18 protein-coding genes and 1 pseudogene are annotated in these 20,344 nt (G+C 69.6%); 15 read left to right on the top strand and 4 right to left on the bottom strand.

Annotated features, from left to right (window positions below; genetic code table 11):
- Positions 1 to 96 precede the first annotated feature (96 nt).
- The 3 genes from ACFV7R_RS06355 (at position 97) to dxs (ending at position 4,294) form a co-directional block, all read left to right on the top strand.
- Positions 97 to 888 (top strand): ATP-binding cassette domain-containing protein, encoded by a 792-nt coding sequence (locus tag ACFV7R_RS06355; RefSeq protein ID WP_385260513.1) that lies wholly within the window; start codon positions 97 to 99, stop codon positions 886 to 888.
- Positions 885 to 2,180, top strand: a complete 1,296-nt coding sequence (locus ACFV7R_RS06350; protein ID WP_385260511.1) for a sugar ABC transporter permease — start codon at positions 885 to 887, stop codon at positions 2,178 to 2,180. Before ACFV7R_RS06355 ends, ACFV7R_RS06350 begins: the two co-directional genes overlap by 4 nt.
- A gap of 191 nt (positions 2,181 to 2,371) precedes the next feature.
- Positions 2,372 to 4,294: a 1-deoxy-D-xylulose-5-phosphate synthase gene (gene dxs, locus ACFV7R_RS06345; protein WP_385260509.1), complete on the top strand. Its 1,923-nt coding sequence runs from the start codon at positions 2,372 to 2,374 to the stop codon at positions 4,292 to 4,294.
- An 8-nt stretch (positions 4,295 to 4,302) separates the two neighbouring features.
- Here the strand turns inward: dxs and ACFV7R_RS06340 are convergent, their stop codons facing one another.
- Entirely contained in the window at positions 4,303 to 5,931 is a 1,629-nt protein-coding gene (locus tag ACFV7R_RS06340) for an IS200/IS605 family accessory protein TnpB-related protein (RefSeq protein ID WP_385260508.1), read from the bottom strand.
- Positions 5,932 to 6,247: 316 nt separating this feature from the next.
- Here ACFV7R_RS06340 and ACFV7R_RS06335 point away from each other — a divergent pair, with 316 nt between their 5' ends.
- The 3 genes and pseudogenes from ACFV7R_RS06335 to ACFV7R_RS06325 all read left to right on the top strand — a co-directional run.
- Positions 6,248 to 6,523: a hypothetical protein gene (locus ACFV7R_RS06335; RefSeq protein WP_385260506.1), complete on the top strand. Its 276-nt coding sequence runs from the start codon at positions 6,248 to 6,250 to the stop codon at positions 6,521 to 6,523.
- A 5-nt stretch (positions 6,524 to 6,528) separates the two neighbouring features.
- Positions 6,529 to 6,963, top strand: a complete 435-nt coding sequence (locus tag ACFV7R_RS06330) for a hypothetical protein (RefSeq protein ID WP_385260504.1) — start codon at positions 6,529 to 6,531, stop codon at positions 6,961 to 6,963.
- Positions 6,964 to 7,010: 47 nt separating this feature from the next.
- A pseudogene (locus ACFV7R_RS06325) lies at positions 7,011 to 8,354 on the top strand (Tn3 family transposase); the annotation flags it as partial.
- A 34-nt stretch (positions 8,355 to 8,388) separates the two neighbouring features.
- Here ACFV7R_RS06325 and ACFV7R_RS06320 read toward each other — a convergent pair.
- Positions 8,389 to 9,684 (bottom strand): GNAT family N-acetyltransferase, encoded by a 1,296-nt coding sequence (locus ACFV7R_RS06320; protein ID WP_385260501.1) that lies wholly within the window; start codon positions 9,682 to 9,684, stop codon positions 8,389 to 8,391.
- Positions 9,685 to 9,878: 194 nt separating this feature from the next.
- Here ACFV7R_RS06320 and ACFV7R_RS06315 point away from each other — a divergent pair, with 194 nt between their 5' ends.
- From ACFV7R_RS06315 to ACFV7R_RS06295, 5 genes are all read left to right on the top strand, one after another.
- Positions 9,879 to 10,547: a recombinase family protein gene (locus ACFV7R_RS06315; RefSeq protein WP_385260499.1), complete on the top strand. Its 669-nt coding sequence runs from the start codon at positions 9,879 to 9,881 to the stop codon at positions 10,545 to 10,547.
- Positions 10,544 to 10,699: a hypothetical protein gene (locus ACFV7R_RS06310; RefSeq protein WP_385260497.1), complete on the top strand. Its 156-nt coding sequence runs from the start codon at positions 10,544 to 10,546 to the stop codon at positions 10,697 to 10,699. The genes ACFV7R_RS06315 and ACFV7R_RS06310 overlap by 4 nt, the downstream gene beginning before the upstream one ends.
- 285 nt (positions 10,700 to 10,984) lie before the next feature.
- Complete coding sequence (locus tag ACFV7R_RS06305; RefSeq protein WP_385260495.1) at positions 10,985 to 12,106, top strand: tyrosine-type recombinase/integrase; 1,122 nt, start codon at positions 10,985 to 10,987, stop codon at positions 12,104 to 12,106.
- The gene (locus ACFV7R_RS06300) at positions 12,106 to 12,429 is read left to right on the top strand and encodes a helix-turn-helix domain-containing protein (RefSeq protein ID WP_385260494.1); all 324 of its coding nucleotides are present in this window, start codon (positions 12,106 to 12,108) and stop codon (positions 12,427 to 12,429) included. Before ACFV7R_RS06305 ends, ACFV7R_RS06300 begins: the two co-directional genes overlap by 1 nt.
- Positions 12,426 to 13,892 (top strand): hypothetical protein, encoded by a 1,467-nt coding sequence (locus ACFV7R_RS06295; protein ID WP_385260491.1) that lies wholly within the window; start codon positions 12,426 to 12,428, stop codon positions 13,890 to 13,892. The genes ACFV7R_RS06300 and ACFV7R_RS06295 overlap by 4 nt, the downstream gene beginning before the upstream one ends.
- A 31-nt stretch (positions 13,893 to 13,923) precedes the next feature.
- Here the strand turns inward: ACFV7R_RS06295 and ACFV7R_RS06290 are convergent, their stop codons facing one another.
- Entirely contained in the window at positions 13,924 to 14,553 is a 630-nt protein-coding gene (locus ACFV7R_RS06290) for a TetR/AcrR family transcriptional regulator (RefSeq protein WP_385260489.1), read from the bottom strand.
- A gap of 105 nt (positions 14,554 to 14,658) precedes the next feature.
- Between ACFV7R_RS06290 and ACFV7R_RS06285 the strand changes: the two genes are divergently transcribed.
- The 4 genes from ACFV7R_RS06285 (at position 14,659) to ACFV7R_RS06270 (ending at position 19,789) form a co-directional block, all read left to right on the top strand.
- Positions 14,659 to 15,711, top strand: a complete 1,053-nt coding sequence (locus ACFV7R_RS06285; protein WP_385260486.1) for an aldo/keto reductase — start codon at positions 14,659 to 14,661, stop codon at positions 15,709 to 15,711.
- A 72-nt stretch (positions 15,712 to 15,783) separates the two neighbouring features.
- A complete protein-coding gene (locus ACFV7R_RS06280) occupies positions 15,784 to 16,539 on the top strand; it encodes a recombinase family protein (protein WP_385260484.1) in 756 nt (251 codons plus the stop codon).
- A gap of 197 nt (positions 16,540 to 16,736) precedes the next feature.
- Positions 16,737 to 18,260 carry an amino acid permease gene (locus tag ACFV7R_RS06275; protein WP_385260482.1) on the top strand — a complete coding sequence of 508 codons (1,524 nt, stop codon included), beginning with the start codon at positions 16,737 to 16,739 and terminating at the stop codon, positions 18,258 to 18,260.
- A 74-nt stretch (positions 18,261 to 18,334) separates the two neighbouring features.
- Positions 18,335 to 19,789, top strand: coding sequence for an ArnT family glycosyltransferase (locus ACFV7R_RS06270; RefSeq protein ID WP_385260479.1), 1,455 nt, complete (start codon positions 18,335 to 18,337; stop codon positions 19,787 to 19,789).
- Positions 19,790 to 19,946: 157 nt separating this feature from the next.
- On the opposite strand, the gene ACFV7R_RS06265 is transcribed toward ACFV7R_RS06270, so the two are convergent.
- Complete coding sequence (locus ACFV7R_RS06265; protein WP_385260477.1) at positions 19,947 to 20,309, bottom strand: NTP pyrophosphohydrolase; 363 nt, start codon at positions 20,307 to 20,309, stop codon at positions 19,947 to 19,949.
- Positions 20,310 to 20,344: the final 35 nt, after the last annotated feature.

Here is a 20,344-nt window from a genome sequence, read left to right as displayed (position 1 = left end):
CGCGTACACACAGCCCCGCAAGCTCGTGCGGGGCGCCGGACGGAACATCCCCCCAGTCTTCTGCACAACCTCCCGCCGGGTCAGGCGGCGAAGGAGATGGTTCACGTGTCCGCTACGCCCGTGCTGGCGTTGCGCGGGGTCTCCAAGCGGTTCGGTGCCGTTCAGGCGCTCACCGACGTAGAGCTTGAGGTCCACGCCGGTGAAGTGGTCGCCCTGGTCGGCGACAACGGCGCCGGAAAGTCCACGCTGGTCAAGACGATCGCCGGCGTGCACCCCATCGATGAGGGCGTCATCGAATGGGAAGGCAAGTCCGTTTCGATCAGCAGGCCGCACGACGCCCAGGCCCTGGGCATCGCGACGGTCTACCAGGACCTCGCGCTGTGCGACAACATCGACGTCGTCGGCAACCTGTTCCTCGGCCGTGAGCTGCGGAAGTGGGGCGTCCTCGACGAGGTCGAGATGGAGCGCCGCGCCCAGGAGCTGCTGAAGACGCTGTCGATCCGCATCCCCAGCGTCCGCATCCCGATCGCCTCGCTCTCCGGCGGTCAGCGCCAGACCGTGGCCATCGCCCGCTCCATGCTCGGCGAGCCCAAGCTGGTCATCCTCGACGAGCCCACCGCGGCCCTCGGTGTCGAGCAGACCGCCCAGGTCCTCGACCTGGTCGAGCGGCTGCGCGAGCGCGGCCACGCCGTGATCCTGATCAGCCACAACATGGCCGATGTGAAGGCCGTCGCCGACAAGGTGGCGGTGCTGCGCCTGGGCCGCAACAACGGCGTCTTCGAGGTCAAGACGACCTCGCAGGAGGAGATCATCTCCGCCATCACCGGCGCCACCGACAACGCCGTGACCCGCCGTGCGGCGCGCACGACCGGGGAGGTTTCCCAGTGAGCATCGACAAGACCTCCACGTCCCCGCAGGACGAGACCGTCGTCGAGAACCCCGAGGCCGCCGCGGCCGCGGTGACCGCGGTCGACCCGCGGCTCCTGGTGCGCGAGCAGGGCCTCGCCGGCTACCTCGGTGAGTTCAAGCGCAAGATGAAGGCGGGCGAGCTGGGCTCCCTGCCCGTCATCGTCGGCCTGGTCGTCATCTGCATCGTCTTCCAGTCCCTCAACTCGGCGTTCCTGTCCGCGCAGAACATCAGCGACATCACCGTCACGATGGTCGGCACGGGCATGATCTCCGTCGGTATCGTCTTCGTGCTGCTGCTCGGCGAGATCGACCTGTCCGTCGGCTCGGTCAGCGGCGCGTCCAGCGCCATCGCGGCCGTGATGGCGGTCAACCAGGGCTGGCCCGAGTGGCTGGCGGTGCTGTTCGCCGTCGGCGCGGGCGCCGTCATCGGCGCGGCGCACGGCTTCTTCTTCGCGGTCCTCGGCGCTCCGGCGTTCGCGGTCACCCTGGCCGGTCTGCTCTTCTGGCTGGGCTTCATGCTCCAGACACTGGGCGAGAACGGCACGATCAACCTCGACAGCGACGGCCTCATCGGCCGGCTGACGACGTACTTCTTCACGGACATCGCCGCCGCGTACGGCCTGGCGGCCGTGGTGACCGCGGTCTTCTTCATCACCTCGTTCCTCGGCAACCGGCGCCGTGAGGCGGCGGGTGTCCCCTCGCGGCCGCTGAGCGACACGCTGCTGCGGACGGGGCTGCTGGCGGTGGTCTCCTTCGCCGCGGCGTTCATGTACAACCAGTACAAGGGCCTGCCGCTGGCCACGGTGATCTTCCTGGTGTTCCTCGTCGGCACGGACTTCGTGCTGCGCAGGACGGCGTACGGACGCAAGGTGTTCGCGCTCGGTGGCAGCGTCGAGGCGTCGCGTCGTGCGGGTATCAACGTCACTGCGGTGCGGATCTCCGTCTTCGCGATCTCCGGTGGGTTCGCGGCGATCGGTGGTCTGTTCCTGGCGTCGAAGATCGCGTCGGCCAACCAGAGCGCGGGCACGGGTGACCTGCTGATGAACGCGATCGCGGCGGCGGTCATCGGTGGCACGAGCCTCTTCGGCGGCCGGGGCCGCACCTGGAACGCTCTTCTCGGTGTGCTGGTGATCGTTTCGATCCAGTACGGGCTTCAGCTGGAGTCCATCGCCGAGCCGGTGAAGTACATGATCACGGCGGGCGTGCTGCTGACGACGGTGGTTATCGACTCCATCACTCGTCGTACGCAGAAGACTGCCGGTCGAGCGTAGGAACAGGCGGCGTGACTGTGCCCGGTACCGATGGGGGTACCGGGCACAGTCACGTCGTAAGAAAGCCCTGAGCTGGGTAGAGCCGAACGCGTGATGTATGACGCACCGCCCCGGCGTCGGTCGCCTGGGCGGAACATTAGACTCGTCAGGCCCGGCAACAGCTCGAACAGCTCTACTGCAAGGAGGCACGGGTGCCGCTGCTGACCCGCATCAGGGGACCGCGCGATCTGGACCGGCTCAGCCTGGAGCAGCTGGACCAGCTGGCAGAGGAGATCCGGACCTTCCTCGTCGAGGCGGTTTCCAAGACCGGCGGCCACCTCGGCCCCAACCTCGGTGTGGTCGAGCTGACCATCGCCCTGCACCGGGTCTTCGACTCGCCGAAGGACAAGGTGCTCTGGGACACCGGCCACCAGTCCTACGTCCACAAGCTGCTCACCGGCCGTCAGGACTTCAGCAGGCTGAAGATGAAGGGCGGCCTGTCCGGCTACCCCTCGCAGGCCGAGTCCGAGCACGACGTCATCGAGAACTCGCACGCCTCGACCGTCCTCGGCTGGGCCGACGGCCTCGCGAAAGCCAACCAGCTGCGCAAACGCGACGACCATGTCGTGGCCGTCATCGGTGACGGCGCGCTCACCGGCGGTATGGCCTGGGAGGCGCTGAACAACATCGCCGAGGCCAAGGACCGCCCCCTCGTCATCGTCGTCAACGACAACGAGCGGTCGTACGCGCCCACCATCGGCGGCCTCGCGAACCACCTGGCGACGCTGCGCACGACCGACGGGTACGAGCGCTTCCTCACCCGCACCAAGGAGATCCTCGACCGCACCCCGGTCGTCGGCAAGCCCCTCTACGAGACCCTGCACGGGGCCAAGAAGGGCCTCAAGGACTTCATCGCCCCGCAGGGCATGTTCGAGGACCTCGGCCTGAAGTACGTCGGCCCGATCGACGGCCACGACATCGAGGCCCTGGAATCGGCGCTCGCGCGTGCCAAGCGCTTCGGCGGGCCGGTCATCGTGCACTGCCTCACCGAGAAGGGCCGCGGCTACCAGCCCGCCCTCCAGGACGAGGCCGACCGCTTCCACGCCGTCGGCAAGATCCACCCCGACACCGGCCTGCCGATCGCCACGAGCGGTGCCGACTGGACCTCCGTCTTCGGCGACGAGATGGTCAAGCTGGGCGAGGAGCGTGAGGACATCGTCGCCATCACCGCCGCCATGCTCCAGCCGGTGGGCCTCGACAAGTTCGCCAAGCGCTTCCCCGAGCGGGTCTACGACGTCGGTATCGCCGAGCAGCACGGCGCCGTGTCGGCCGCGGGCCTCGCCCACGGCGGGGTGCACCCCGTCTTCGCCGTCTACGCCACCTTCCTCAACCGCGCCTTCGACCAGGTCCTCATGGACGTGGCCCTGCACAAGTGCGGCGTCACCTTCGTGCTCGACCGCGCCGGCGTCACCGGCACCGACGGCGCCTCCCACAACGGCATGTGGGACATGTCGATCCTCCAGGTCGTCCCCGGGCTGCGGCTGGCCGCACCGCGGGACGCCGAGCAGGTCCGCGCCCAGCTCCGCGAGGCCGTCGAGGTCGAGGACGCCCCGACCGTCGTCCGCTTCTCCAAGGGCGCCGTCGGCCCCGCCGTACCCGCCGTCGGCCGCGTCGGCGGCATGGACGTGCTGCGCGAGCCCGGCACCACCACCCCCGACGTGCTGCTGGTCTCCGTGGGCGCCCTCGCGCCGATGTGCCTGGAGATCGCCACGCTCCTCGACAAGCAGGGCATCTCCACCACCGTCGTCGACCCGCGCTGGGTCAAGCCGGTCGACGAGGCCATGGCGCCGCTCGCCGAGCGGCACCGCGTGGTCGTCACCGTCGAGGACAACTCCCGTGTCGGCGGCGTCGGATCGGCCGTCGCGCAGACCCTGCGGGACGCGGGCGTCGACGTCCCGCTGCGGGACTTCGGCATCCCGCCGCGCTTCCTCGACCACGCCTCCCGCGCCGAGGTCATGGCGGAGATCGGGCTCACCGCCCCGGACATCGCCCGCCAGGTCACCGGGCTGGTCGCCAGGCTCGACGGACGCTACGAGCGGTCCGCGGCCGACGAGATCGAGGCCGCACGCGACTGAAACCGTTCCTACGGACTGAGCGGGAGTGGGTCCTGTTGCCAGAACCCGTGCTCAGCCGTGTGCCCCGAACGGTGTTGGGCACACTGGTCGGCCGCTTTCCCACCGCATCCGGCGCGCACGGATCGTGTCCGTGGTCCGGGGATGCGGGGGCGGCTTTCCTCACGCCCTGGGGTGCCTGGTCCGGCCTGGGCGGTCCGATACCCGCGACGATCGCTCTGGTCGTCGCGGGGTGGTGCCGTCCGTCGCCGGATCGGGTGCCCGAGGGCGCGTTGTCCGATCGCCACGCCTGCGGTGTGGTGACGGGTGGTCGTCCTGGTCTTGCTGGCGAGGGGGCGTTGCCAGTGCTGGGCGCCCCACTTGGAGGTGTAGGCGGGGTCGACGGCGACGAGGGGGATGCCGAGTTCGGCGGCCATCGACGCCAGCCGGGAGCGCAGTTTCGCCACGGGCATGCCGGAGATGAGCTTGCGGAACTGCTTGCGTCTGCCGTGCTTCTCCCGGGTCTTGTCCGCCGCGAAGTTGAGGTCTTCGACCGCGAGGGCCAGACCGTACCGCTTGGCCCAGTGCAGCAGCCGGATGAGGGCGTGGCGGACCTGGGCGTCACGGTGTCGGGCGGTGCCGGAAAGGTCGTAGGCGAAGGTGCGCGGGGCACCGACGGGGTTGCCGTGCTCGTCGAGACGCCAGGCGGCCAGATGGTCGGCGTTGGTATCGACGCCGACCAGGCCCCTCGCGCGGGCGGTGGCCAGAGGCACGGTGGTGACCGGGGGAACGGTCCATGAGGCGGTGAGGTACCAGCGACCCCGGGGCACGTCTTCGTGGATGCGGTAGGCGACGGCCCGGTTCGCGGCCACGCGGTCGCGCCACGGCTCGCCCCGGTGCGCGAACGCCACCCGCGCGGCAAGCACGTACCGGCCGTGCGGGGCGTTCGCCAGGTGCGCCAGCGGCGCAGGGAGCTTGATCGAGACCTCGCCGTCGGGGGTGACGCGGAGGGTCTCGTTGCCGTACCGCTTGCCGGACTCGCCGTCCGCGGTGAGGAACCGTCGCCCGGCCTGCCACCGCCGGCGCCACTCGGCTTCGGTGAGCCGGGCGGCCTGCAGGTGGTGGCGGGTGTTCAGCAGCTGCTTCCCGCCCCGCACCACGCGCACGAGCCCGGCCTGCCAGTCGGCCCGCGCCGCGCCCAGCCGGTCTTCGAGGACGTGCAGGCGGCGGGATTTGGCGAACCACTCCTGCCTGCTGTGGTAGCCGCCCGGAGAGTGCTTGGTGCCCTTCTCGCCCACGGGCAGGGACAGCCGGTGCGCGATCGTCCGTACCCCGGCTTCAAGGTTCTGGATGTGCGCGAGCTGAGCCCGGCGGGCCAGCGCCCACTGGTCGTGGGTGGCCTTCGTGATGCTCCCGGCCCAGCGGGACGACGACTGCGTCGTGAGGATCCGCTTGCGCTCGGCCCAGGCGTCGGTGTCGTGGTCCAGCCCGGCCGCGCAACGGGCCTTCAGGTCACGGGAGGCCAGCGCGCCCAGATGGTCGCCGACCAGGCGCAGCACCTCCTCGTCCACGGTGGTCAGGTGCTTGAGCCGGTCGCGGACCGCCACCCCCGAGGGGCCGGCCACGACGAACGGCGCCGCCACCTCCCGCAGCCCGCCCACCCCGCTCCCCCCTCAACCGGCGCCGAAGAACCCGTCACCGCACCCAACGACCACCCCACGAAAAGGTCACCCACTCGACGTAAGAACTCACGTTCCCCTCTCCAGGGAGCACACCTGCCGCAGCCCGGACACTCACTCATACGCCCCAGAACATGCTCGTGCGCTGTCATGCGACAGCGGTTCACGGGTGTGAGTAGTTGAGGTACAGGAAATCCCGGTGAGATTGATCCTGGTCGGCTAGCACACCTGCCGGGGGCCTCGCTGAGGTTCCCGGAAAGATCGTCGGGCGGGTGGTGACGCTGGCTACGGTCCGGCCGTGCCGGTGGAGTTTCTGACTGATGAGCAGGCCGAGGCGTACGGGACGTTCACCGAGGTGCCCACGCGCCCGGAGCTGGAGCGGCTGCGCACGCCTCCGGTGAAGTCGACGGGCACGGCGATGAAGCGGGTGGAGGAGATCTCCGCGTTCGCGCTGTGCCGGGTGAACCTGTCGCGGGTACCGGTGAACCGGCTGTCCGCGCTGGCCCGGTACGGGCAGCTGAGCAAGGCGCAGACGATCGAGCGGGCGCCGGAGCCGCGGCGGCCGCGCTGCTGACGGCGGTGGTGCGTCAGCTGGAGGCGCAGGCGGTCGATGACGCGCTGGACCTGTTCGCGGTGCTGATGGCGAACCGGCTGATCAGCCCGGCCCGGCGGGCGTCGGACCGGGAGCGGCTGGCGATGCTGCCGCAGCTGGAGAAGGCGGCGCGCATCCTGGCGAAGGCGTCGAAGATCCTCACCGAGGAGCTGGACCTGGTCGCCGAGCACGAGGCGGACTTGGACGGGGCCGCGCTGTGGGCGGTGGAGGAGGCCGTGCCGCGTACGGCGGTGGCCGGCGCGGTCGCGACCGTCGAGGCCCTGATGCCCGAGGACGACGGCTCGGCCGAAGCGGCGATGCGCGAGAAGCTGGCCCTGCGCTACAGCACCGTGCGCCCCTTCCTGTCCCTGCTGGGCGAGTCGGACGCGCTGGGTGCCGCCCCGGCCGGTCGCGCATCCTGAAGGCGGTGCGCCGCCTGCCCGCGCTCTCGCGCTGACGGGTCAAGGACCGGCCTCTGCTGCCCCGCGAGGTCGACGCCGAGCTGGTGCCCGCGATGTGGAAGCGCGCGGTGTTCTCCAACACCAAGCTGCCGCAGGGCGCGGTCGACCGCGACGCGTACGTGGTGGGCGTGCTGGAGCAGCTGCATCGCGGCCTGAACCGGCGCGACGTGTTCGCCTCCCCGTCCAACCGGTGGGCCGACCCGCGCGCCCGGCTGTTGGACGGGCCGCGGTGGGAGGCGATGCGCGCGGACGTCCTGGCGGGTTTGTCCCTGACCGAGGACGCGGGCGAGCACTTGGCCCAGCTCACGCGCGGGCAGGACGCGGCGTGGCGGCAGATGGCCGACCGGCTGGAGGAGGCCGGCGACGACGCGAAGGTGGAGATCGTCGTCCCCGAGGGCGGCGGCTGGGCCCGCCTGTCGGTGGACAAGCTCGGCGCGGTGGGTGAGCCGGAGTCGCTGACCTGGCTGAATGCGGTTAACGACCAGGTCGCGGGGATCGGCGCGATGGTTGTGCGCGGCACCCGACGCGACAGCCTCTACACGTTGGACACCCTGCTGAACCTCGACGGTGGGGTGAAGCCGGAGATGGTGGCGACCGACAACGCCTCGTACTCCGACATGGCCGTTCGGCCTGTACAAGATGCTCGGCTTCCGCTTCGCCCCGCGCTTCCGAGACCTGGCCGACCAGCGGTTCTGGCGGGCCGACCTGCCCGAAGGGGAGGGACCGGCTGCCGGGTACGGGCCGCTGGAGGCCGTGGCCTGTAACAAGGCGAACCTCAAGCAGATCGCCACGCACTGGCCGGACATGCTCCGCGTCGCAGGGTCGCTCATCACGAACCAGGTCCGGGCCTACGACCTGCTGCGGATGTTCGGCCGCGAGGGCACCCCACTCCGCTCGGCGCGGCGTTCGCCGAGTACAGGCGGATCGATAAGACCATGCACCTGCTCGCCCTGGTCGACCCGGTCGACGACACCTACCGCCGCTTGATGAACCGGCAGCTCACTGTGCAGGAGTCCCGCCACCGCCTGGCCCGCGCGACCTGCCACGGCGGCCGGGGCCAGATCCGCCAGGCGTACCGCGAGGGCCAGGAGGACCAGCTCGCCGCCCTCGGCCTGGTCCTCAACGCCGTCGTCCTGTGGAACACCCGCTACCTGGACGCCGCCGTTGCCCAGCTCCGCGCCGAGGGCCACAACATCAACGACGAGGACGTGGCCCGGCTCCCCCCGCTCAAGGACCGGCACATCAACTTCCTGGGCCGCTACCTGTTCAACATCAAGGCCAGCGGCCCCGACCAGGGCCTGCGCCCCTTCCGGGACCCGGACGCCTCTGAGGACGGCGAGAACGAGGACTGACCGCGCTGCGAGTGGCCGGGTTCGAGTGATGCCCCTAGAAGCCGAAGGAGTTGTGCGGTTCGGTGTCGATGCGGAGCATCCGGGCCAGCTGCCCGATCACGCCGTCGGAGTGCGGAGTGACGTGGCCCGCATACGCCAGGTCATGTGCCGACATGCCCCCGAAGTAGAGCGAACTAAGCGCCGGCACTGTGATGGTCAGGTCCGCTTCCCGGTCAGTGGCAACGCATGTCACCGAGGCACCACACGCACGGAGGAGCCATGTCCGGTTGTTTGCCGAGCACATTCGGTCGTCATCGATGGTGAACGTCAACTCGCCGGCCGTGTCGTACGAACGCTGTGTCAGGGCGAGGGGAACGTTGAGAAGGCGCGCCCACAGGTTGTCCGACTGACGGGTGATGCGCATCGCCCGTGGGTTCGCGAGCATCCACCGCAGTGGTTCGTCGCGCGGACGACCTGGCGCCACGATGGTCCTGGTGAGATCGAAGTCGACCAGCAGGCTCCACAGGGCGCGATAGGCCACCGGGTTTGTCGCCTCCAACGCCTCGACGACGAGCGTTCCCGCGTTCGCGACTGTCGAGGACCACGGCAACCGAAAGTTGGCAACGCCGTCCACATCGCCATGCTGGTCACGGTGGACGAGATATCGCAGCGGTCCATTCGTGCCGTCTGCGCTGTCGGACAATCCATCCCAGCGTCCGGGCAAGGGGGTGAGCTCACCGACACGGTTTACACGCACCTCCGCGTGCACCACAGGCCAGAACTGCTTCGCCTGCGCGGCGTCGACCAGCTCCAGCGAACCCGGATCGGGCGCTGCCGGAAGGAGGGCGGCTTCGTGACGGTCCAGCTCCCACCGCGCGCGATAGGTTGCTGGCGAAAACCCGAATCGGCCGTAGATGCCGCCCTCGCTCGCACTGAGCATTGCCAACGGCTCACCCCGGTCCAAAGCCGCATCGAACATGGCCTGCATCATCCGCCGCAGGTAACCGCGGCGGCGGTGTGTAGCGATAACCCCGGTGGCAGTGACGCCGGCCATCTTGACCGTGCTCCCGCCGGGTACCGTCACGTCGAAGGAGATGGTGGCCGATGCGCCGACGCACGCGCCGTCGGTGAACGTCGCAATCGGATGGAAAGATCCGTCCTCGGCGTCAGCTTCTGCCCACTCCTCAAGCTGTTCGGCGGTCGCCGGAGTGCGCTGTGGAGGCCACGGCTCCGGACCACCATGCCATGCGGCATCAGCCGGCTCCCACTGCGGCAACCCGCTCGTATAGGGCAAGGCCCGGTAGTACGCGTACATCTCATCTCGCCGTGGCGGGCGCACCTGGGTAGCCATGGCCACCAATGGAGTCACAACCATCGCTTACAGACAACCGATTACTTGCTCGCAGAGCTACTGACCTTCAAAAGCCTCGTTTGTTGAAGACCGCCGGGCAGGCAGCCGGACGGCCCTCAGATCCTTCAAAAACTCCTTCAAAACCCCCGTGGTTCAACAACCTCGGATCACCGTTTTCTGACAGGGTTTCGGGCGTGGCCACGCCACTTGAACCCGCCGCGTTCGACCTCCTGGTCGCTGAGCCCGCCGTCCGGACCGAGATTCGTATCGGCTACGCCCGGGTGTCCACCGGCGGACAGAAGCTCGACCACCAGATCGACGCCCTCACCGTGGCCGGCTGCCGCCGGATCTTCGCGGACAAGAGGTCCGGCAAGGACGACCTGGGGCCCGAGCTGAAGGCGTGCCACGCCTTCCTCCAGCCCGGCGACACCCTGGTGGTCCCCGCGCTCGACTGCTACGGCCGCTCGCTCAAGGACCTGGTGACCATGGTCGGCGAGCTGCGGAGCCGGGAGATCGGCTTCACCTCGCTGCAGGAGCGCCTGGACACCACCACCGCCGGTGGGCGCCTGATCTTCCACGTCTTCGCCGCGCTCGCCGAGTTCATCCGCGAGCTGATCGTCTCCGGCACCCGCGAGGGCCTGGCCTCCGCCCGCGCCCGTGGCAGGGTCGGCGGCCGGCCCACCGTGGTCAACGCGGACATCATCCGTGCCGCCCGCGACATGCTCCCCAACCCCGAGCACTCGATCACCTCGATCGCCAAGCTGCTCGGGGTCAGCCCCGGCACCCTCTACAACCACATCCCCGATCTGCAGGAGCTGCGGGCCGGCCGCGTCCCGGCCCAGATCGAGGGCGGCGCCCGGTGATCCCCGGCCCGCGCCGTCTCAAGGGCGGTGCCCTCCAGCTCGGCGCCGACGAGCACGGCCTGCCCGGCCCCTTCGGCGTCTGGATCGATCAGGACGGCCACGAGGACGACCACGACACGGCCGAGGACGTCCTTGCCGAACCGCACTGCTGATTCACCAAGATCATCTCACTGCCTCTTTTGGGCTCACCTTGGGACCGACGCGAATCGCATCCGATGCGAACTGGACGCACATGGCGCCGCGTTGGCCGGGCGGGCGCGGAGAAGCCGCTGATCAGCGGATAGAGACTCCGTCGCATACCTGCTGAGACGGTAGCCGAAGAGCCGGGTCGTGTCGTTCTGCTCCACTCGATCGGATGGCTGGCCTGCCGTTCCCCTCCGGGCTTCGCATCTGATGCGAGATTCTCGCGCTCGATGCGACCTACGGAGCGTGATGAATTGGCGGGCAAGGATGGGGGATTACCGGGGGCCGCGCGGCTGCACCTTGCCGACGGGGTTCCGCTGCTGCGGCCGGAGGAGCAGGTCTTCGAGGCGATGCTCGATGGCTGGCGGAACCAGCAGCTGGCGCGGAACCTCGCGCTGTCGACCATCAACGGCCGGGAGCGGAAGGTGCGGGCTTTCGCCACGCACGCGGATGCCTTTCCGTGGAGCTGGTCCTCGATGCTGGCGGACGAATGGTTCAGCGACCTGCGGGCGGTCGGCGGCTGTGTCCGCTCGACGCTGCGCGGCTACCAGGGAGCAGTGCGGCTGTTCTGCGATTACGCCACCGACCCGGCCTACGGCTGGGCGGCCGAGTGCGAGCGCCGCTTCGGCACCCATCCGATCCAGGTGTGTCACGAGTGGAACACCGCCGTGCACATGCAGGAGTGCGAGGCCGAGGCCCCGAAACGGGCCTTCACCCGGGACGAGTTACAGGCGTTCTTCGACCACGCCGACGACGAGGTGAGCCGGGTTCGCGGACGCGGCCGCAAGGGCTGGCTGCCTGCTTTCCGCGACGCGATGCTCTTCAAGACTGCGTACGCCTACGGGCTGCGGCGCAACGAGACGCGGATGCTGGACACGGCCGACTTCGGCCGCAACCCCGAAGGGGCGGAGTTCGGCGAGTACGGCGTCTGCTACGTCCGCCACGGCAAGGCGAAGAAGGGATCGCCCCCGAAGCGCCGCAGCGTGCTGACCGTGTGGGAGTGGTCGGCCGAGATCCTCGACCAGTGGGTCAGCGAGGTGAGGCCCGCGATGCGGCACGCGGACGGGCCCGCCCTATGGCCGTCCGAACGCGGCCGGCGGGTCGGCCTGCAACGGCTGGACTCCCGCTTCGCCGCCTACCGCGACGACCTCGGCCTGGACCCGGTCCTGGATTTCCACTCACTGCGAAGGTCCTACGTCACCCATCTGATCGAGGACGGCTGGGATTCGCTGTTCGTGCAGCAGCAGGCCGGCCACGATCATGCGTCCACCACCTCCATCTATACCTGCGTGTCTTCCGACTTCCGCACCCGCACCCTGCGTCGCGCCCTGGACGCCACGGTCGAGGCCGCGCTCAAGCTCGCGAGGAGGGCCTGATGAAACGCCAGGTCAGCTATCAGTGGCGACTGCGCGAGCGGATGGCCGCCGCCGGGATGTTCACCACCAGCGAGCTCGCCCCGCCGCTCGCCGAACGCGGTATCAATCTCTCCCTCTCGCAGGTCCACCGCCTGGTCACCGGCACTCCCGAGCGGCTGTCTCTGCCGGTGCTGGCCGCGCTCTGCGACATCTTCGACTGCACTCCGGCCGATCTGATCGCCACCAAGGCCGAGAACACCGCCGTCCGCAAGGTCGCCACCGGCGACGCGGTCGTCGACCTGTCAGCCGTCCGGCCCAAACGCGCCCGCATCCGGCCCGAATGATGAGCCGCACCCGCGTCCGCGCCGAAGACCTGTTCTGCGCGCGATGCCGCCGGGCCGTCCGACTCGGGGCAGCCCACTGGCCCGAGGGCTACCTCTGCGCGGGTTGCTACGCCCGGGCCCTGGAGACCTACGGAACCTGCACTGGCTGCGGCGTCGAACGGCTCACCCCGGGCCTGGCACCGGACGGCGGCAAGCTCTGCACCGACTGCGCCGGCGGCCTCGGCGACTTCACCTGCGAACAGTGCGACCAGGAAGCACGACGCTACTGCCGCGGAGTCTGCGGCCGATGCGTCCTGGCCGAGCGCCTCCACGAACTCCTCGACGACGGCACCGGCAGCATCAGGCGCGAACTCCTCCCACTGTTCGACACCCTCCGACAGATGAAACGCCCCTGGGGCGGGCTGACCTGGAGCAACCAGCCCCACGTCCAGCGGAACCTGCAAGCCCTGGCCCGCGACCAAGTCCCGCTCACCCACGAGGGACTGAGCCAGCTCACGCCCTGGCGGGCGGTCGCCTACCTGCGCGACCTGCTCATGCAGTGCGGCGTCCTGCCGCCAGCCGACCGGCACTTGCTGCTGTTTCAGCGGTGGCTCGCCGAGAAACTGCCGACCGTCAGCGCCCCCGAGCACCGCAAGCTCCTGGAGCTCTTCGCCGCCTGGCACATCCAACGCCGTCTCCGCGCACTGGCCAGCCGTGGCCCGCTCACCGGCAGCCAGACCCAGAAGGCCCGGAACGAGCTCTGCCTTGCGATCGCCTTCCTCGACCACCTCGCCCAGCATGGACGTGCTCTCGCCGACTGCACCCAGGTCGATATCGACGCCTGGTACGCAGGCGGCTACACCGCCCGGCACCGCACTCACGCCTTCCTCCGCTGGGCCATGCGGTCCAAGCACATGCCCGCCGTCACCGTCCCGCACCGCTCGACAAGCAATCCGGCGCCGATCACTCAGCACCAGCGGCTCGCGCCGCTGCGGCAGCTCGTGAACCGCGATGACGTCCCGCTCCAGGACCGCGTGGCCGCCGCGCTTGTCCTTCTCTACGCCCAGCCGCTTACACGGATTACCAGGCTCGGCACGGACGACGTTCAGTACAAGGACGGCGAAGTCCTCGTCCGGCTCGGTGACCCACCGTCGCCCGTTCCGGCGCCGTTCGACGGAATGCTGCTGGACTACCTGGGGCAGCGGCCGAACACTATGACCGCGACCAACCCCGATGCCCGATGGCTCTTCCCCGGCCGCCGGGCCGGACAGCCCATGACTCCGGAGGCTCTGGCACCCCGGCTCCGCCACCTGGGCTTCCCTACCCGGCCAGGACGCGCAGCGGCGATCCGCCAGCTCGTCCTCCAGGCCCCTGCCCCGGTGATCGCCCGGATGCTCGGCTACAACGACGACCACACCACCCGGCTCGCCGAAGAGGCCGGAGGAACCTGGCGTCACTATGCCCCAGGTGACCACTCACGGTGACCCGCGCTCAGCGACGGATGCGGGAAGCCGGTCACGCACGACCTTCGTCGCCCCGCAGGTACGCTCCCGCGCGCGCTGCAGCCGCGGCGGCCTCGGCGGCCTGGTCTGCGGCGGCTTCGTCGAGGCGGTCGCTGCTGGTCAGCAGGCGGTAATAGAGGGGGGCGGAGACAGCACGGATGACCTCGTGGACATCGGTGCCCTCGGGCACCTCGCCCCGGTCGATGGCTTGCTGGACGCAGGGTGCCCACTCCTTGACGCGGATGTCGTAGAAGCGGTGCAGGGCCTCGGCTGTCTTCGCCTCGCAGGTGGCGGCGGCGATCACTGCCTTGAACAGCGCTCCTTGCCGGGGGTCGGCCAAGGTGCGCTGCACGAGCCGGGCGTTGGCCTTGAGGTCACCGAGCAGCGAGCCGGTCTCGGTACGCGGCAGTGACTGCTCGGCCATGTCCAGCAGCAAATCGGCCACCAAGCTGGTCACCGTTCCCCAGCGGCGGTAGACGGTGGTCTTGCCCACCTCGGCACGGCGCGCGATGTCAGCGAGGTCCAGGTGGGCAAAGCCATGCTCCGCCAAGGCGTCCCCAGCCGCTCGCAGCACCGACGCCCGCACCCGCGCCGTGCGCCCTCCAGGACGGACGGTCCCCGGATCCGCACCCTCAAACCCCATAACGGGACTCCAGTTTCGTTAATCACTCGCACCTGCTACGTTGAGGCCCACACTAACGGAACTCCAAGCCCATTAGTCAGGTCGGGCGACGAGAGAGGAACAGCCATGGAATACAGGCGGCTGGGCACATCCGGCCTCAAGGTCCCCACACTGAGCTTCGGCGCCGGCACCTTCGGCGGCCAAGGACCGCTGTTCGGCGCCTGGGGCAACACCGACGCACAAGAAGCACGCCGTCTCGTGGACATCTGCCTCGACGCCGGGATCACGATGTTCGACACCGCCGACGTCTATTCCAGCGGGGCCTCCGAGGAGGTGCTGGGCGAAGCGATCAAAGGTCGCAGGGATCAGGTGATCGTGTCCACCAAGACCAGCCTACCGATGGGCGACGGCCCAGGCGATGCGGGCTCCTCCCGTTCGCGCCTGATCACCGCATGTGAGGACGCCCTGCGCCGGCTCGGCACCGACTACATCGATCTGTTCCAGCTGCACGCCTTTGACGCCGGCACGCCGATCGAGGAAGTCCTGTCCACACTCGACGATCTCGTACGAGCAGGGAAGGTCCGCTACCTCGGCATCTCCAACTTCTCCGGCTGGCAGGCGATGAAGTCCCTCTCGATCGCGGAGAGATACGGTCACCCGCGCTATGTCGCGCATCAGGTCTACTACTCCCTCATCGGCCGCGACTACGAATGGGAGCTGATGCCCCTCGGGCTCGATCAGGGCCTCGGAGCCCTCGTCTGGAGCCCGCTCGGCTGGGGACGGCTCACCGGCAAAGTCCGCCGCGGCCAGCCGCTACCGGCCAACAGCCGACTGCACCACACCGCGGACTACGGCCCGCCGGTCGAGGACGAACACCTCTACCGCGTGGTCGACGCCCTCGATGAGATCGCGCAGGAGACCGGCAAAAGCATTCCGCAGATCGCCATCAACTGGCTGCTGCAGCGACCGACCGTCTCCTCCGTCATCATCGGCGCCCGCGACGAGGACCAGCTTCGCCAGAACCTCGGTGCCGTCGGCTGGACGCTCACGCCCAACCAGATGGCGAAACTCGATGCGGCGAGCGGCAGGACAGCGCCCTACCCGTACTTCCCTTACCAGCGCCAGGAAGGCTTCGCCCGCCTCAACCCACCAGTTGTCGCGCCTCCGCCTGCTGCATGACATCGGCGTCAAGTAACTGGAGCGTATAGCCGCGGCATCCCGGACTCGGACTGGGAAATGGGGCCTTGCCCAATGCCTGCCCGGGGCCTGGACAGCCGCGGTGACAGCCTTTCCCTCTGTCCGCCTGTTTGTCGGCACGACCACAGACGGTCGCCACGGAACCTCACGCGCAGAGGAATACGCGACAGCCGAATACGCGAGGTCGCCAGTGCTGGACCCCCTCTCGTCCGCACCGAAATCAAGATCGGATACGCCCGGGTCTCCACTGACGGGCAGAAGCTCGAACGGCAGATCGACGCCCTCGCCGCCGCCGGGTGCCGGAAGCTCTTCGCGGACAAGAAGTCCGGCAAGAACGCCCTCCGCGCCGAGCTGAAGGCGTGCCACACCTTCCTCGACCCCGGCGACACCCTCGTGGTTCCCTCGCTTGACCGCTACGGCCGCAGCCTCCAGAACCTCATCAACATGGTGGCCGAACTGCGCGAGCGCGGCATCGGCTTCACCTCGCTGCACGAGAACCTGGACACCACCCCCGGTGGCCGGCTCGTCTTCCACGTCTTTGCCGCCCTCGTGGAGTTCATCCGCGAACTCATCGTCATCGGCACCAACGAGGGCCTGGCTGCCGCCCGCGTCGGCGGCCGCCCCACCGTCGCCACCGAGGAAGTCATCCGCGCCGCACGCGACCTCCTGCCCGACCCCGGCCGCTCCATCACCTCGATCGCCGCGCTCCTTGGCGTCTCCCCGAGAACCCTCTACAACCACATCCCCGACCTGCGCGAACTGCGCGCGGGCACCCTCCCCGCCAGCTCGAAGCGCCCGCGAGGTAGGTGAACCCCAGCAAGATCAATCTCACCGGGATTTCCTGTACCTCAACTACTCACGTCCGGTTCACAACCCCTGAACGGGTCGGTTTCACCACGGTGAAGAGTGGTGAAACCGGCCTATCAGCGTGAAACCGACCATGCCGGGGCATACGCACTACGCCCCCTCTCGATCATGTCGAGGACGCCAAGCGTGGGAGGTGCGCCGTGAGCAGCACCCTTTTCCGGACGAAGAAGGTCGAGCAGTCGATCCTCGATACCGAGGAACCCGAGCACGCGCTCAAGAAATCCCTGTCCGCCCTGGACCTGACGGTCTTCGGCGTCGGCGTCATCATCGGCACCGGCATCTTCGTCCTCACCGGCGCGGCCGCGAAGAACCACGCCGGACCGGCCGTGGCGCTGTCCTTCGTGGTGGCCGGCGTCGTCTGCGCCCTGGCCGCGCTGTGCTACGCGGAGTTCGCCTCCACCGTCCCGGTGGCCGGCTCCGCGTACACCTTCTCGTACGCCTCCCTGGGCGAACTGCCCGCCTGGATCATCGGCTGGGACCTCGTCCTGGAGTTCGCGCTGGGCACGGCGGTGGTGGCCGTCGGCTGGTCCGGCTACATCGCCTCGCTGATGGACAACGTGGGCTGGCACATGCCCGAGGCGCTCGGGACCCGGGAGGGCGCCGAGGGCTTCGGCTTCGACATCCTCGCCGCCGCTCTGGTGCTCGTCCTCACCGTGATCCTGGTGCTCGGCATGAAGCTGTCCGCGCGCGTCACCTCGCTCGTCGTCGCCATCAAGGTGACCGTCGTCCTGGTCGTGATCATCGCGGGTGCCTTCTTCATCACGGCCGACAACTACAAACCGTTCATTCCCGAGGCGCAGCCCCAGGAGGCGGGGAGGAGCCTGGAGTCGCCGCTCATCCAGCTGATGTTCGGCTGGGCGCCGTCCGACTTCGGCGTGATGGGCATCTTCACCGCCGCCTCGGTCGTCTTCTTCGCGTTCATCGGCTTCGACGTCGTGGCCACCGCCGCCGAGGAGACCAGGAACCCGCAGCGCGACATGCCCCGCGGCATCCTCGGCTCGCTGTTCATCTGCACCGCGCTCTACGTCCTGGTGTCGATCGTCGTCACCGGTATGCAGCACTACAGCCGGCTGTCGGTGGACGCCCCGCTCGCCGACGCGTTCAAGGCCACCGGGCACCCCTGGTACGCGGGCTTCATCAGCTTCGGCGCCGCCGTCGGCCTGACCACCGTCTGCATGATCCTGCTGCTCGGCCAGACCCGGGTGTTCTTCGCGATGAGCCGCGACGGTCTGCTGCCCCGCTTCTTCTCCCGCGTCCACCCGCGGTTCAGGACCCCGCACCGGCCGACGATCCTGCTCGGCGTCCTCATCGCGATCCTCGCCGGATTCACGCCCCTGCAGGAACTCGCCGCGCTGGTGAACATCGGCACCCTGTTCGCCTTCGTGGTCGTCGCGCTGGGCGTGATCATCCTCCGCAGGACCCGCCCCGACCTGCACCGCGCCTTCCGCACCCCCTGGGTGCCCGTGCTCCCGATCGTGTCCGTGCTGGCCTCCCTGTGGCTGATGCTGAACCTGTCCGCCGAGACCTGGGTGCGGTTCGCCATCTGGATGGCGATCGGCTTCGTCGTCTACTTCCTCTACGGCCGCTCCCACAGCCGTCTCGGACGCCATGAGGAGACCACCCTCGCCGAGGTGATGAAACCGGCCCGCGGCGACGAGGAGTGACCGTCGCAGTTTGAGTCCCCGTCACCGTATGTCCTGTTTCAGTGGGGCATACGGAGCCGGATAGCGTACGGCGTATGCGCGCCGAGTCCCTCGCCCCGACACGCTCCGTGTCCGCACCGGGGGAGAAGCGCGGCTACTGGCCCCGGCTGCTGCCTCTGCTGGCCGGGCTGGCCTGTCTCACCCGGGCCCCCTCCTTCGTCCGGCCGCTGTGGAATCCCGACGAGGGCTATCTCGCCGTACAGGCGCGGATGCTGGCGCACGGGGGAGAGCTGTACGAGACGGTCGTGGACCGCAAGCCGCCGCTCGTGCCGTGGCTGTACGAGGGGATGTTCGCGGTCGCCGGATCCGAGTCGCTCGCACCGGTCAGAGTGCTGGCGGTGCTGGCCCACCTGCTCACTGCCGTCCTGCTCGCCTCGCACGCCCGGCGCCGCTGGGGCGACCGCGCCGGCCGCACCGCCGGCTTGCTGTACCTGCCGGCCTCCGTGGGGCTCAACCCCGAGGACGCGCAGGCCGCCGGCTTCGAGGTGTTCATACTGCCCTGCACGGCCGCCGCGATGTGGTGCGCGGACCGCCGCCACTGGGGAGCCGCGGGGGTGGCCGTCGCCTGTGCCTTCCTCACCAAGCAGACCGGGGCGGCCGTACTGCTGCCGGTGATGTGGCTGTGCATCCGGGCGGGCGGGGGCTCGCGGGGAGGGCTGTTGCGGCTGGGTGCGGGGGCCGTGCTGCCGGTACTGGGCGCGGCCCTGGTCACCGACCCGGCCGGCTTCCTCTTCTGGACGGTCACCGGATCGGGGGCGTACGCCTCCTTCACGGGCTCCGAACTCCACGTACTGGGCCGGGCCCTGGCCAACACCGCGATCCTGGCCGTGGGGTGCGCGGGCCTGATCCCGCCGGTCGTGCGGGTGCTGCGCATCGCCCGCACCGGCGCTGCCGACCTGTGGCTGTGGTACGCCGCATCGGCCGGGGCGGTGCTGGCCGGCTTCCATTTCTTCGGCCACTACTACCTGCAACTCCTGCCGCCGCTGGTCCTGTTGGCGACGGCCGCGCTGCACATCCTGCCCCCCGAGCGTCTGATCGCCGCCGTCCTCACCTCGGCCTGCTGCTGCACCCTCTTCCTGGCCTGGGGCCTGCTGGCCCCCCGCACCGAACTCGCCCACGCCCAGCGCCTCGCAGACGCCACCGCACGCCGCACCGACCCCGGCGACCGCGTCCTGATCTGGGGCATGCACCCGGAGACGTACTGGCTCGCCGACCGCGCCCCCGCCAGCCGCTACCTCACCGCCGGCCTGCTCACCAACTACAGCGGCGGCCGCAACGGCCCCCAGGTCGGCGAGAAACACGCCGTAGCGGGAGCCTGGCCGGTCTTCCGCGCCGAGCTGGCGGCACATCCCCCCGCCCTGATCATCGACGACTCCCGAGGAAAGTCGTACGCACCGGAACGCCTGCCGAGCCTACGACGCTTGCTGTCGGCGGGATATGAGGAGGTGGGGGAGGTGGACGGGGCGGTGCTGTACGCCCGAGTGGATTAGCTGCGGGCAATCGCGCCGCACGTAGCTGCGGGCAGCCGTCCTAGCTGCGGGCAGTCGTGCCGCTGGGGCGGCACGGGTGGGCGCTGGGGGTCCCCCCTCTGGGGGAGGCACCCCGCACCGTCGGGCAGCGCGACCCTTGCGCCCGCACCAACCCCGCTCACCTCACAGCCCGCGGCCCCACGACATCCGCTCCCAATTCCCCCACCCGCCCCCGCAGTTCCCGATCAGCCGTGACAACCAGACAGCGCCGCTCGCCGACCTCGGCAACAAGTTCGACAATACGGTCGTCCCCACTGCCGGGCGCCGCCTCCACCCGTACCCCGGGCACCGACTCCACATCACGCGCCGCGCCCTCCACCACAAGGACGATGTCCACAGGCTCCGCCCGCCCCGGCACCCCGTCCGCCGCCAGCCGATCCCGCAACCGCTCCGCCGCCCCGTGCCGGTCCCGCCACCAGCCATCAGGCACCGAACCGACCACGTTGGCGGCGTCGACGATGACCAGGAGTGGCGCACTCATGCCCCCCAGGGTCGCACGAGCCGCCGAGAGGGAAC

It is taken from the genome of Streptomyces sp. NPDC059866 (assembly GCF_042731325.1).
Lineage (GTDB): Bacteria > Actinomycetota > Actinomycetes > Streptomycetales > Streptomycetaceae > Streptomyces > Streptomyces flavusporus.
The sequence above is the reverse complement of the archived record's forward strand: the minus strand, read 5'-3'. Positions and strand labels throughout refer to the sequence as shown.

Excerpts from the sequence above, each read along its gene's own strand:
- ACFV7R_RS06355 (WP_385260513.1), top strand. The coding sequence starts at position 97 with ATGGTTCACGTGTCCGCTACGCCCGTGCTGGCGTTGCGCGGGGTCTCC.
- ACFV7R_RS06320 (WP_385260501.1), bottom strand. The coding sequence starts at position 9,684 with ATGGCTACCCAGGTGCGCCCGCCACGGCGAGATGAGATGTACGCGTAC.
- ACFV7R_RS06300 (WP_385260494.1), top strand. The coding sequence starts at position 12,106 with ATGAAACGCCAGGTCAGCTATCAGTGGCGACTGCGCGAGCGGATGGCC.
- ACFV7R_RS06295 (WP_385260491.1), top strand. The coding sequence starts at position 12,426 with ATGATGAGCCGCACCCGCGTCCGCGCCGAAGACCTGTTCTGCGCGCGA.
- ACFV7R_RS06290 (WP_385260489.1), bottom strand. The coding sequence starts at position 14,553 with ATGGGGTTTGAGGGTGCGGATCCGGGGACCGTCCGTCCTGGAGGGCGC.
- ACFV7R_RS06285 (WP_385260486.1), top strand. The coding sequence starts at position 14,659 with ATGGAATACAGGCGGCTGGGCACATCCGGCCTCAAGGTCCCCACACTG.
- ACFV7R_RS06280 (WP_385260484.1), top strand. The coding sequence starts at position 15,784 with ATGCCTGCCCGGGGCCTGGACAGCCGCGGTGACAGCCTTTCCCTCTGT.
- ACFV7R_RS06270 (WP_385260479.1), top strand. The coding sequence starts at position 18,335 with ATGCGCGCCGAGTCCCTCGCCCCGACACGCTCCGTGTCCGCACCGGGG.
- ACFV7R_RS06265 (WP_385260477.1), bottom strand. The coding sequence starts at position 20,309 with ATGAGTGCGCCACTCCTGGTCATCGTCGACGCCGCCAACGTGGTCGGT.